Source organism: Nitrincola schmidtii, from assembly GCF_008973715.1.
Taxonomy (GTDB): domain Bacteria; phylum Pseudomonadota; class Gammaproteobacteria; order Pseudomonadales; family Balneatricaceae; genus Nitrincola; species Nitrincola schmidtii.
On sequence record NZ_WBOL01000001.1, the window covers coordinates 31,954 to 45,638 of the forward strand.

Annotated in this window: 13 protein-coding genes; all 13 read right to left on the bottom strand. The window is 42.9% G+C overall.

Features of this window, described 5'->3' with window-relative positions; translation table 11 throughout:
- Positions 1–3: 3 nt before the first annotated feature.
- A complete protein-coding gene (locus F7R24_RS00125) occupies positions 4–1,068 on the bottom strand; it encodes a WecB/TagA/CpsF family glycosyltransferase (protein WP_206057441.1) in 1,065 nt (354 codons plus the stop codon).
- Positions 1,065–2,282, bottom strand: a complete 1,218-nt coding sequence (locus F7R24_RS00130; RefSeq protein ID WP_151669217.1) for a glycosyltransferase family 2 protein — start codon at positions 2,280–2,282, stop codon at positions 1,065–1,067. The genes F7R24_RS00125 and F7R24_RS00130 overlap by 4 nt, the downstream gene beginning before the upstream one ends.
- Positions 2,279–3,514, bottom strand: coding sequence for a glycosyltransferase family 4 protein (locus tag F7R24_RS00135; RefSeq protein ID WP_151669218.1), 1,236 nt, complete (start codon positions 3,512–3,514; stop codon positions 2,279–2,281). Before F7R24_RS00135 ends, F7R24_RS00130 begins: the two co-directional genes overlap by 4 nt.
- A 14-nt stretch (positions 3,515–3,528) precedes the next feature.
- Positions 3,529–4,515, bottom strand: coding sequence for a glycosyltransferase family 2 protein (locus tag F7R24_RS00140; protein ID WP_151669219.1), 987 nt, complete (start codon positions 4,513–4,515; stop codon positions 3,529–3,531).
- The gene (locus tag F7R24_RS00145) at positions 4,505–5,107 is read right to left on the bottom strand and encodes a serine O-acetyltransferase (RefSeq protein ID WP_151669220.1); all 603 of its coding nucleotides are present in this window, start codon (positions 5,105–5,107) and stop codon (positions 4,505–4,507) included. Before F7R24_RS00145 ends, F7R24_RS00140 begins: the two co-directional genes overlap by 11 nt.
- Positions 5,100–6,071: a glycosyltransferase gene (locus tag F7R24_RS00150; RefSeq protein WP_151669221.1), complete on the bottom strand. Its 972-nt coding sequence runs from the start codon at positions 6,069–6,071 to the stop codon at positions 5,100–5,102. The genes F7R24_RS00145 and F7R24_RS00150 overlap by 8 nt, the downstream gene beginning before the upstream one ends.
- Before the next feature lie 26 nt (positions 6,072–6,097).
- On the bottom strand, positions 6,098–6,997 hold the full coding sequence (locus F7R24_RS00155) for an ExeA family protein (protein WP_151669222.1): 900 nt from the start codon (positions 6,995–6,997) through the stop codon (positions 6,098–6,100).
- A 6-nt stretch (positions 6,998–7,003) separates the two neighbouring features.
- A complete protein-coding gene (locus tag F7R24_RS00160) occupies positions 7,004–7,795 on the bottom strand; it encodes a CpsD/CapB family tyrosine-protein kinase (RefSeq protein ID WP_151669223.1) in 792 nt (263 codons plus the stop codon).
- Positions 7,796–7,822: 27 nt separating this feature from the next.
- The gene (locus F7R24_RS00165) at positions 7,823–9,415 is read right to left on the bottom strand and encodes a GumC family protein (protein ID WP_151669224.1); all 1,593 of its coding nucleotides are present in this window, start codon (positions 9,413–9,415) and stop codon (positions 7,823–7,825) included.
- A 30-nt stretch (positions 9,416–9,445) separates the two neighbouring features.
- Entirely contained in the window at positions 9,446–10,573 is a 1,128-nt protein-coding gene (locus F7R24_RS00170) for a transporter (protein ID WP_151669225.1), read from the bottom strand.
- Between the two features lie 19 nt (positions 10,574–10,592).
- A complete protein-coding gene (locus F7R24_RS00175) occupies positions 10,593–11,144 on the bottom strand; it encodes a polysaccharide biosynthesis/export family protein (RefSeq protein WP_168926742.1) in 552 nt (183 codons plus the stop codon).
- Between the two features lie 102 nt (positions 11,145–11,246).
- On the bottom strand, positions 11,247–11,756 hold the full coding sequence (locus F7R24_RS00180) for a hypothetical protein (RefSeq protein ID WP_151669227.1): 510 nt from the start codon (positions 11,754–11,756) through the stop codon (positions 11,247–11,249).
- 265 nt (positions 11,757–12,021) lie between these two features.
- Positions 12,022–13,383 carry an undecaprenyl-phosphate glucose phosphotransferase gene (locus tag F7R24_RS00185; RefSeq protein WP_206057442.1) on the bottom strand — a complete coding sequence of 454 codons (1,362 nt, stop codon included), beginning with the start codon at positions 13,381–13,383 and terminating at the stop codon, positions 12,022–12,024.
- Between the last annotated feature and the right edge of the window lie 302 nt (positions 13,384–13,685).

The window sequence follows — 13,685 nt, forward strand, 5'->3', positions numbered from 1 at the left end:
CCTCTATAAAACTTGTTTGGTCAAGTAAATGCCTGACGCTTCTGTTGTCGCTTCAATAATCTGAATAAATGCCTGCAATTCAGGACAATTCATGTCAGCCTGATCCAAAAGAATTTCTATCGTTTGGATGGTTTTTTCATCTGTTCTTAGGCCAACATTCAAAGCATTATACAGTGACTGCAATTGCCTTTCTGTTGGTCTACCGGACAATACGACCTTTATTTTGTTGTCAAATTCAGCTTCGCACTCTGCCTTAGGATTTGCATCAGAGGTACGACTGAATCGTTGCGTGATAACACCACCAGCCATCTTTAACGCTGCCAATCCATCAGTGGCATATCGCTTCCATAGATAAGGCTCTTCCACAATACGCCATAACCACTCCAAACCCAATTTTTGCCAGATTTTAGGGGCTCGTTTGACTGTACCAGCAACAAAGTTAACTACCGCCCCCAAATGACTCACGACAGGCACATTAAGCTGCGCTAGGTTATGCTGAATCCAGGCTTGACCTTTTTTAGCCCCTAAAGAGACCACTAAGAAGTCTGCATTGGAGGCATTAACTTTATCGATAACGTCAGGTGTGCTCATCGAAGCTACGTCACCACGACCAGGATCATGATAGCCACAGCACACAACTGCATCTGAGCTATTATTCAGTACAATTGATGCTTTTTCTGCTACACCAGGATCACCACCAAAGAAAAATACTTTAACAGGTTTATCAGGGTGACTACGCTTAACCAGTTCATCGAATAAACTGGAACCAGCAACGCGCTCAGGTATCGGAATCTTTAGCCAACGCGCGGCCCATACGAGTGGCATACCATCCGCCAAATTCAAATCGCTTAGAAAAACAGATTTAGCAAATTCAGGATCACGCTTCGCATTGATAACAAAATTTAAATTAGGAGTCGAAATAAAGCAGCGCTGACGCTTTTCAATGGCTTCGAATACGCGGTCGCAGGCTTGATCCAAGGTTACTGCATCAAAAGGTAACCCTAATAACATCCATTGTTGGCGAAAATGATAGTGTTCAATGTTGTAATGAGGTGTTAAATCACTCATGACGATTTATCCTCTCCATCACGTTTTGTTCTGACCCAGGCAGTTTGTGGTCCACTTACAAATTTCCGGTAAACACCCAACTTACTTAGGATAAACAACGGCAGTCGCAATAGTTCTTGAGTAGATAATAGATCCCTTCCCTGTTGCCACCAAGCGGCCAAAACAAAAAGCACTAACAATGCCAGTAAAACTACAGAATAAAATACCAAATATAATGAGGTGCTTATTAGTCCAATCATTGCAATGGGTAGACTTGCAACAAGCGTGACGATCACTAATAAGGAAAGGGGCGGAATAGTAAGGTCTAGAAAGGTACCCACCAAACTCACATTTTTCTGCTTAATCATCTTAATAAACAGTCTTGGTAGATAGGATTTCATCACTGTCAAATGACCGTGCTCCCATCTTTCTCGTTGTGTAGCTGTCGCATCACTCGCTTGCGGTAATTCACTCAATACTTCAGCGTTATCTGTATAGATTGCAGGAAATCCAGCTAGCGTCATATCGACACCTAACTTCATATCCTCTGCAAGCTCACCGCTTGCCAAGTTAACGTGATGAAAGGCTTTAGAAGGAAACGCCATGCCGGTTCCTGTTAGAACAGCAGGAAAACCCATGGCTGAAAGACCACGATTACGAACTAAGTTTTTGACGCGAATAGCAAATTCCGCTATTCGCGCTGTGATTCCAGCCCCTTCAGGCGCTAACAAGCGATAAGCCGATTGAATAGGACGATCAAACTCATAACACGTTTGCTTTAACTGTGCTAAAGAACCTTGAGTGAATCGACAGTCAGCATCAAAAATAACAATCACATCTGGTTCTGTTTGCTGATCTCGCAAATATGTCAGGGCATATTCCAGCGCAAATCCTTTACCACGTTGTTGATCATTAAAGCGTTCAATAACGTCAACACCATTATCCCTTGCAATTGAAGCGGTGTTATCACTACAGTTATCAGCAATTACTAAAATACGGTCTAAGGTTGTGACCGTTTCTGACTTTAGCCCAGTCAATGTTTGTGCTAGTACAGCTGATTCATTATGTGCAGGGATAAGCACAACACTTGATATAGCTTTTGTATTTTTATCTGATTGTCTTGAGGGTGACTTAGCCAAACTTCGCAACCCTACCAGCACCTCTAAACAGAAGAACAAAACCGGTATCGATAGCAGCACTAAAATCACTACTGAGAGCAATACCAACAAGCTCATTGTAGTCTCCCTTCATACTGCTCAAAAAAACTTTTAAGTTTTGAGGCTTCGACATCTATATCATGTTGCTGAGAGACAGCTAAATACCCATTCTCGCCCATCCGATGCAACTTATTTAAATCGGTTGCAGTCGCCTTTATCATGGCTTTAGCTATTGCTGAAGCATCTCCAGCCGGAACTAACCAACCGCATTGATCCGTGACTAATTCAGGAATACCGGCGATTAATGAACTGATAACTGGTTTTTTCCGTGCCAAGGCTTCCATAATCACTACTGGTAAACCTTCTGCAAAACTAGGTAGCACCATGACATCGGCTTGATCCAATGCCTCACGGACATCCTGCCCACTTTTAGCCCCCACCAACTTAACTATTTCTTCTATACCCTGCTGTTCGATGTAGGCTTCAAGCTGAGGCCTAAAGGGGCCGTCGCCAATGATTTCTAACTCAGCAGCAACACCTTGTTGATGAACTAAACACATCGCTTCAAGCAGCAGCATCTGTCCTTTTTGCTCTGACAAACGGCCAATATTAATAAATCTAAATGGTCGGCTTGACTGTTCGATTGTGAACGAAGAGATATCAGGGTGGGGATACTTCAACATTTTATCATCGACACCACAGTGGACGATTTCAATTTTTTTCCAATGCTGAAAATCGCACCAGCGAAACAGCTGGCTTTTGCAAAAACTGGTAATCGCTACCACAAAAGAGGCATGGTGGATTTTATCTGCCATGGATAATTCTGCAGGGTGGTCAAAATCTTCTGGACCATGCACGGTAAAACTATAGGTTGGCCCACCTAAAATGCGTGTTAGTGTCGCTATAGCAGCGGGATTGGTGCCGAAATGTGCATGAATATGATCAACTTTTTCTTCCTGAGATATTTTCAGCAGCAAACAAGCTTCAGCAAGATACGCAAGGTGATGAATAAAGCGGAAATTGGCTTTAACAGCCATCCGAAAGGATAGTTTAAGCGCTTTTAAAAAAGGAACTGGACGCTTCAGAGCTACAAAGATCAGTGCTTTTAATAAGGCTGAAGCCTGCCCTTTAACCAGTAAACGGGTTTTGGACAGTTCATATATATCGTCCTGATCAACCAATTCATCCGGATTATTGGTTGAGGTCACGCGAACAACATCTACCCCAAGCTTTTCTAAAGCCTGAATCTCACGACGAATAAAAGTGTGGCTGATTTTGGGGTATTGATTAACGAGGTATAAAACTTTCACTACTCTACATCCATTTATTTGTACTCAATCAACGTTGAGCGTTTCTGTAACATCTTATCCTTTAACCACTTGAGTACACCCATTGCTTCTGCAAACTTGGCCATCACCATAAAAAATCCATACTTGACTGACTGTTTTGCTGACATGGTACTCAGTGATTTAGCGGTGATCTTGACCCATAGCAACAAAATTAGAAGTGGTGGCAAGACTATTAAACTTGTCATTTGAGTGAGAACACCAAATATAAAAACTAAGGGTAATATAATCCCCCAAAACACAGGACGAAGTGTTTCTCTTACCCAAATTTTCTGATCGGCCTTACGATACATCCAACTGACATAGGCAAAAGCAAATCCACCTCTGCTTACACGTTTCCACCATTGAGAAAACTTCGTAATGGCTGCATCATGCAATGTCATTTCTTCATTTAAACGGTAGATCTTCCAGCCCCTCATTCGTAAACGGTGACACATTTCAGGCTCTTCACCTGCTATCAGCGCAGGATTATAGGCATTCACTTCTTTTAAGACTGAAACTCTCATCATTGCATCGCCACCGCAGGCCGATGTTTCACCGATGGGCGTATCCCATTCCAAGTCACAAAGCGCATTATAGGTAGTACTTTCTGGAAAGCGTTCTCGTCTCCTTCCGCAAACGATTACAACGTCACAGTGTTCTGATAAAAAGGCAAATGCGGCTTGGGGCCAAGAATGTACTAATTCACAATCACCATCGATGAACTGAACGTATTCCAACGAGGGCAATTCTTCTAGTAGACAGGTTAAACCGGTGTTTCGTGCTCTTGCAGCAGTAAAGGGTTGCTGCATATCAAGCCGCACCACTTTTGCACCTGCAGTTTCAGCATTTTTAACACTGTTATCTGAAGAGCCTGAGTCCACATAGACAACTAGGGCAAACTGATCACGAACAGAAGCAAGACAACGCACTAAACGTTCGCCTTCGTTACGTCCGATAATGACACAGCCAGCATTACTCAACATGATTAACACCAAGTTGTTTTTCTACTGGTCGCTTGATTACTGTCGGTCGAGGCATTTTTACAATTGAATTCGATGGTACGTCAAAACTGACTACGCTATTGGCACCAATCATCACATCATCACCTATAGTAATGTTGCCAACAATGACTGCACCTGCGCCAATATTGACTCTTGAGCCAATGATCGGTTTGGCTGCTAAGTCAGATTCTGATCTTATTCCCATGGTGGTATTTTGACGTATAACAACATCATCACCGATGGAACGGGCACCCACAATAATGCCTCCAAAATGATCAATGCGAACACGTCTGCCGAGTTTAACGACATAATCTAATTTAATGCCACCAAACCATTGGCAAAATATTCGCCAAATACGATAGATAATCGTTAAGGGTGCTCTAAGTATTTTTGAGCGAACAGACATGCGCCAGTTACCAAAACGATGACAAAACACAGCCCAAAATCCCTGACTAAACCAATCACAACCGTGTGTATTAAAGTCCTCTTTAACTAGGTTCCAAAAGCTAATACCTTCTGGATTAGCATTGGTTTCACCTTTGGGCAAAGGTGGGGCTTTTTGATACTCAGTCATTACTCTTCCCCAACAATCCATATTTAAAGAATCGATTTATCGAGTGGCCATCTTTTGGTTTACGATGTTTAATAACCACTGATAAAAGATTATTAATCACACGGCCTTTAATCCATGCAATCGCACAACAAGTTGCATATAAAGAAGAGAAGTTTTTAAAATAAAAGCGATGCCATGAATTGTACCAATAGACAGGCATGGGTTTATTTTCTGTTTTACTGCCAACAATTTGCGTCGATACGCCAGCAATATGAACTATTTTTGAAGTTGGCACAGAAAGAATCTTTACTCCAAGATTTTTTGCATGCCGCATATAATCAACTTCTTCATAGTACAGAAAATAAGCCTCATCCATGAATCCTATTTGATTAAATACTGCTCGACTAAAGAAAAACCCTGCCCCACTCACCCAATCACATTCAAAGGTTGAGGTGTTTAACGGCATGGATACCACTGATTTAGGAAATAGTCTATCTACGATACCGAGATGAACACCACGCTGAAACTCCGAAATGATACTGGGGAAACGGAAAGCTGAAGTTCTTGCCTCTAGCGCTTCATTATGAAGCGTTGATCCTAAAAGACAGTTATCACCATTTCTTTTAGACTCTTGTACTAGCTGGTCAATTGCATTGGGTAAAGTATAAGCATCAGGGTTTAGTAAATAAAAGTAATCCAATTCAAAACCAGAATCTAAAGCGGCTTTCATTCCAACATTATTCCCATATGCAAAGCCACCGTTCTTTTCTGCTTGAATCAGGGTAACGATACTGGATAAACGCGCGGTATCTATTTTATGCGTTAAAACATCAAATGAGTTGTCGGTAGATTGGTTATCTACAATAAAAACATGGAGCTGAATACCCTCTCCGGCAGAGTCAATAATGCGCCGCAAATTACCGGACAGTAACTCACCTGCATTGTAATTGACGATGATCACCGCCACTTTTTTTACTGCATCCATGATACTTCTTCCCTTTACTGCTTGGTTTACACGTCGTTGGTTAACTCAAGTTTATACTCAGTTGCCAACCATTGTTTTACACGCCCTACTTCTTGTGTAATCGACTTGGTGCGTCGAATGACAGCGGTAGTGCTGCGATCATCAATCATTTCTAACACCAACGGTGCATCTACAATGGGCTGTTCGTCTGCAAAGGCATAGACCAGTGACATATCACACAAGGTGTTGATTCGACGAGGCACCCCTTCGGCGTAACAGAAAATGACACCCATGGCACTTTCCGTGAAGAGTTCATGATCGCAACCTGCCGTTGTCACACGATGACGGATATAAGCTTGCGTGTCTTCAAAGTCCATAGGGCGAAGATTAAACTCAACACCTATACGCTGTGCAAACTGGGTTAATTCAGGCTGATTCAGCTTTTCAATTAACTCTGGCTGCCCAATCAGCATCATTTGCAGGAACACATCGCCAGCGATATTGATATTTGAGATCAAACGTAATTCTTCGAGTATTTCGGTAGAAAGGTTTTGTGCTTCATCAATAATCAGCATCACCTGCTTGCCGTTACTATATTGCTCCATCACAAATTCAGTAAAGGCTCTTAAACGCGCAGCGTTATCAGGGAAATTATTGGGTATTTCAAACGCATCCAATACCCAACTCATCAGGTCACCAAAAGCAGAATGAGTATTGTTAATCACGCCAATCACATGATCTTCATCCATTTGCTGCAGCATGTGATACACCAGTGTGGTTTTACCCGCACCTATGTCACCCGTTATCACCGTAAACCCAGCATGACTCATCAAACCGTATTCAAGCATGGTCTGACCACGGGCATGGTTTTTACTCAAGTATAAATAGGCCGGATCGGGTGTCAGGCTAAACGGCTTTTCTTTTAAACCAAAAAACGCTGTATACATGCCGTTCTATTCCTGTGCCGTATCAATGACTTTATCAGTCGACTTGTTCAATACACTACCCAAAACATTAGTGATAGAGATCAGGTCACGAGCTCGTTCGATCTCTTCACGGTTGTTTTGCCCTTCAGTGATTACCAGCAAGGCAGCATCCATATCACCCAATACACTTAAGGCATCATCCGTTGGAAGCACTGCAGGCAAATCATAAATCACGATACGAGATTTATAGCGCTTTTTGGTTTCGCGGATAAACGCTTTCATTCGTGGACTGGATAGCAGCTCAGAAGAGTTACCTTCAGCAATACCACCCGGAACGATGACTAAGCGTTCGATCCCCGGATTAACCATTAACTCACTGGGTTCTGCTTTACCTTTTAGGTAGTCATAAATAGTTTTTTCAGGCGTCATGCCAAAATTTTTCGCCACGCTAGGATTACGTAAGTTCAGATCCACAAGCAGGACGGTTTGGTTGACTTCCATCGCTAGTGCAACCGCCAGGTTACAGGCAATTAAGCTTTTACCGCCTTCATCGGAGGGTGATGTAATGGCCAGTGTATTCCATTTATTGGTGCGCATCTTTTGAATGATTTTGGTGCGCAGTGTGCGAAAAATTTGCGCCCGTGGATCATTATGAAAAGAAGCGATAATACGATTTTTTTCCAACACATTTTTTGGCAGCTCTACCACACGCGTTTGCGAGTAGCTGATCATTTCTAATGGCGAAATATGCGCAGTATTACCGCGAACTTCTGCACGTTTTTCTTTCGCTTTTTCTAAGGCTTTCTGAAGTCGAAACATCCTGGTTCTCTCAAATACTGTCGTGGTTTACATCAGATTAATTCGGCCCATAACCTTGAACCACAGAATATCTAGGCTCATGAATAGGAAATGAACGGCTGCCACGCCCGCTAAGACAACAAGTATACCGACACCAATTGCGCCGATAATGCGTGCCTTTTGCAGTTTATAATCTGTTGGATTCATAATGACGGGAACACTGATGAGTGGGTCTGCTCCCATGATCTCTGCGATTGTTTTTCTACCGCGAACACCACCATCTAGCATCTCAGCCAGAATCATTAAACCAACACCCGCACCAAACGAAAGGATTAACCCCATCGCCATAATCTTTTTACGGTTTGGTTTAACCGGTTCTGAAGGGGTCTGTGGTGGCTCTAATAGGGTAAAACTTTCTGCTTTATTTTCTGATTCAAGGTTTTGTGCTATTTCTGCTTGCAACTCATTGCCGCGTAGTTCGTTATATTTACGCAATTCGCTTTCATAATCACGTGTTAGATCATCATAACCACGCTGTACTTGCGGAGTTTGCGAAACACGCTCACGATAAATGGCAATTTCTTCCTCAACACGTTCGCGCTGTGTTTCTAAACGGGCTAAATCACGCTGCAAGGTTTCAATTTGCAAATTGATTTGACGGTACTGAGGGTTTTGCATGCCAGCCGCAGCAGAGCCACCGCCACTCGTTCCAACCGTGCTTTCTAGCTGTTGAATTTCACGTCTTAGTCTAACGACATCGGGATGTGAATCAGAGTAACGATTAGCAGCTTGTGACAGCTCTTCCTGAAGTAACGACAGACGTTGGGCAGGCGTTAGAGGTTGATTACCCTGAACTGGCGCAGCTAAAAAAGCTGGCGTGCCAGATAACTCTATGCGAAGCACTTGCAACTGATCAGAAATCTGAGCCTGCTGGTTTTGGATACTCAGTAAACGCTCTTCACCTCGCTCGATCATCGAAAGATTGAAATTTAACATTTCAGGTAAGCTATCGCTGAACTCTGTTCTGAACTGTGCAATACGATCTTCCAATACCTGTACACGCATGCGCATACGATTGGCTTCTTCACGCAAGAAGTTGGTCGTTTCAGCAGCACGGTCTGTTCGGACACGTACATTTTCACTTAGGAAGGTGGTGACCAAATCATTAGCGACAGCTTGAGCTTTAACTGGATCTGGGTCGAAAAAGGCTACGGTAAAGGCAATGTTAGCGGTTGTAGCACGACCTGAACGAGGGTCTAATACACGAGCATTGACCATATCAACAGAAACGTTGCTTCGAAACTCTTGCGCTAACTGTGATGGAGAAGCACGCTGACGTAACTCTGGATAGAGATCATGTTTTTGAATCGCTTCTTGAATTAACGCTGTGGTTAATACCCGCTGACGAATGACTTGGATTTGCTGTTCAGCAAAACTGGTGACTGTCGAACGAACTAGATCTGCCGGAATTTCCTGTGTCTCGATTAAAATAACGCCTTGTGAGCGATAAATGGGTGGTAGTGACATAGCGATAGCGATAGCTATGAATGCCAAAACCGGAACGGTTAGGATGAAGTAGTATTTACGTCGCCGAATTATATCCAGATAATCCGAGAGGCCTTTTTCATTTTCGTCTTGCACAGCGGGTCATCCTATTGACTTGTAAAGAAATTAAAACTTATACACCAGGTTTAGGCGGTAGATACTACCATCAATACTACTGTCTTCCGTAGAGCGTTTTTGCCAGCGGTATTCGTATCGTGCATTCATCGATAGATCACGCGTAAATTCACGCGTGTAGGTTGGTGCTAACGAGAAGTAGTCGCGCGAACCATTATCATCAGACGATTGTAACCAGCTGGCATTCACTGCCATTCTACTAAGATCACTTAACGAGCGACTAAAACCTAAGTTTAAACGATCTTGTTCACGGACTGCACCATCACTTGAAGGTACTAAGTCACGGGTATAAGAGGCAGAATAGTTGTTCAGCAGGGCTTCGTGATTCCATTGTAAAGTTACCGATGTACCTGTTTGATTACTGGTATTGGCAACTCTTTCCAGACTGGTTTGTGTCTTTTGATGCGTAACCCCTAACAACAGGGTTAATGAGGTCCTTTCGGTCCAATCATAGCTAACACCTGTATTCACTCGCCAAATGTCAGATCGAGTATCGTTTTGCAACTGACCTTCAGATTCAAAACGTGTATAACCCAGATTCGCCCGCAATGAAACTCGCTCATTCAGATTGTGCGACCACCCACTATTTAGGCTGTAGCTTTGGTTGTCATTAGACGTTGTATCACCGCTGTAGGTTCGGTCCGTGTAATTGAAGGACAGTGAGACCGTATCACGCTCGGACCATTGATATTGGTAACTTGGAGCTAACGTTAACGTGGAAACCTTACTTCGAGTAGTAAAATCGCCTAAATCATCAGCTGCTTCAGCACGCTGGTCTGCCTCTTGATAAGAGATACCCAGATTGTAAGCCGATCTGATTCTTAGCCAGTTCTGCTGCCAACCTAAACGAGGATTACTGCGATCATACTCACTGAAGTCACTGTGACGCTGAATATCTACAGCAGCTGTTAAGGTGCTAACGTATGTTGGCGTACGATAGTAACCGGTTAACTGTGGCGACAGGGTATATATGACCGAACTTTCCGCATTTTGACGGAACAAGAAGTTATCATCATATGCAAGCGACTGTGACACAGCACCTTCAATACCGGTGTCCGCTGCGAGCGCCCACCCTGATAATGGCAGCAATATCACTATGCCGCACCAAGTGTACTTCATCCTTAAAAGCCTATCTTAATCAGGGTACGATAATAACATCGCCTGCACGCAGGGAGATGTTGGTATTTAAATCACCGTTTCGCTCAATAGCCGGGTAGTCAACATTGATAACAGACTCTTTTGCACCTTCTTCACGAATCACCTTGATTCGAGCAGTTGATGCGAAAGGCGTAAAGCCACCAGCTAGTGCCAAGGCTTGTACCACCGAAAGATCACGAGACATCTGGATAGGTCCAGGTCTATTGACCTGCCCAAAGACAAACGCAACATTACCCGCCACTGACATTACACTGACGTTAACTTGTGGTTCAGTAATGTATTCTTTTAACTGTTCAGACAAATGGCTTTCCAGCGCTTGGGCACTTTTACCCGCTGCCATTACATGGCCGACCAGTGGGTAAGAAATTCGACCATCGGGAAGAACAACCAATTGGCGACTTAACTCTTCTTCGCGCCATACAGTAATTAAGAGCTCGTCACCTGGTTGTAAGTGATATGCGTCCTGTGCGAATGTGGAACTCATAGGTAAGGACAACAATAACGCCAAACCCATCAAAAGGTACTTCTGCATAGAATCTTTCCTTCTATTCATCATAGCTACGATACTTTGTAGCACTGCAAACCACTACAAATAAAAAGGGGCAATTGCCCCTTTTATTAGCACTTTGGATGCTTATGCAGCAACAGCCTGCACGTTCATTTTTTGTGAACGACGACGCATTGCCAAACCACCTAGCAACACAGAGCCGAACAACCATACTGCTGCTGGTAGTGGTACTTCAGAGACTTCAATAGGCACATTGAAGGTAGTTAGAAAGCCAAAACTTGTACCGACATCACCACTTAGTACAAGTGAGTATATGACAGAGCTAACCATGGTTAGTGAGAAGCCTTGCGCGCTATTAGCTACAAAGGTTCCAGCAGAAAATGCTGGTGTACCACTGGTATCAGTGCCTTCAAACAGACTGTAAGACCAGTCAGACAGAGAAGCAGTAAAACCAACAGAAGCAATACCAGTATCAATACCATTCAACTCAAGTTGGAAGGTACTTGTATTACCAGCTTGGTAATAGTCACCAGCACTTAATTGAATCGCGCCTGATACTGGAGTGATACTTACTGAAGCAGCACTCACTACGAATGATGCTAACATTAATACAGCACCCAAAATCAATTTTTTCATGTTGAATCCTCAACTTTTTAAACATCTTCAACTCATGAATTCACGGTAACTTGGCTAGGACTGCTACGCCAAAGATACCTCGTGACACATCCGTGTCGTGTTCGATTATAAGTGATCAATAAACAACATGTAACCATGTATCAAGGTAAATTTTTGCATTGCAACATTTTTCAACATGAATTTTATAAATGAAGAAGACTCGAGAAAAAACAAACACTTCATATAAACGTTTATATTCTCGACAACTCAGATCACAAACAACTGACTAATATGCATTCTTGTCAACAAACCCTTTGAAGACAGTAAGAAAGATGATTTTGATGTCTAACCAGATAGACCAACTACGAATATATTCCAGATCATAGCGTATACGTCCTTCCATTTTATCCAGGGTATCCGTTTCACCCCGAAAACCATTGATTTGTGCTAAACCCGTAATACCCGGTTTAACTTTATGACGCAACATATAGCCATGAATTTGACCACGGTAAAATTCGTTATGTGAAACAGCATGAGGTCTAGGCCCAACTATTGACATACTTCCACCAATCACATTTAAGAATTGTGGCAGTTCATCCAATGATGTGCGACGAATAAAAGCGCCGAAGCGAGTGATGCGCGCATCATTTTTGGTTGCTTGCTTAACTTCGCCATCACCTGGATCCATAACGGTCATAGAGCGGAATTTAAGGACATTGATTTCTTGTCCATTCACACCATAGCGCTTTTGTTTGAAGAAAACAGGCCCAGGAGAGCTTAACTTCACCCCTATAGCAATGGCTATCATTGGAATTGCTATTAATAGCAATATCATACTGCCAAATATTAAATCGACAGCTCGCTTACCCATACTATTAATGCCGATATGGGGGGATTCAAAAATACTAATGGCCGGCATTCCGTTTAAATCCACCCATCGTGCACTGAGTAGATCAAAACTAAATACGTCTAACATCATGTGAACAGATACCGTCGTGTCAGCTAGTTCATCAAGTAGGTTTTTGATACGCTTTTCTGCACGCAAAGGAAGCGCAATAAAAATAACTTCAACCTCTCCTGCTTTCGCACGCTCAACAAGGTCACGATGGCCACCTTCTACCGATTGCAGTTCTCGACGCCCTGCTTCAAAGTTACGATCATCAAAGTAACCAAGAAAGCGGTATCCCGACCAAGGCATTTGATCCAGCTTTTCGTGGACTTGAAGACCTAATTCTGTTGCACCATAGATAGCCACAGATCGCGTGTTATGACCGGTAGCACGCACACCGCTTAACGCCAAGCGAAGGATGGCATGCCAACAAATTAACTCGATGGGCGTTAGTAGGAACCAGTAGAGCAGAAGCTCACGATTGTAAAGGTCGGTAGGCTTGAACAAAAAGTCGATTAGAACAAATATAAAAATAACCGCGATCCAGTTACTCATCACGGAGGTTATCTCTGCCCTAATCCCAACACCTCGCCAAGAGCGGTAGGTTAGACTCATTTCAGAAATGAAGTTAAAGATAACTATAGAGGTCAGCGCCATAACATAGTAAGTTGGCAACCACTCCAACCCCATCAACTCTATTAGACACCACAAAGTAATGACGATTATTGCTGCATCAGCCAGTCTAGCCAGAGCACTCAACTTTGACTCATGAGGTTTAATCCTTAACTTGCCCACAGCCATCTTCCTGTCGTTAACCTTTTAACTGGATACATTAACCAAATTACTTTTAACAAACGCTTGTATGAAATGAATTCTATCAGAATAGAATTAAAGATACCCTATCTTAACGGGCTAGAGCTAATTTTTTTCAATAGAACTTTGATGCATCTTGCAAACTCAGTGATTTTTGACTTTTTTGGCTAAGAGTGAGGTATCCATGACATTTTCCCTAACTACTTATTGTGATTACGCACCGGAACCATTGACTGATTCGACAGGAT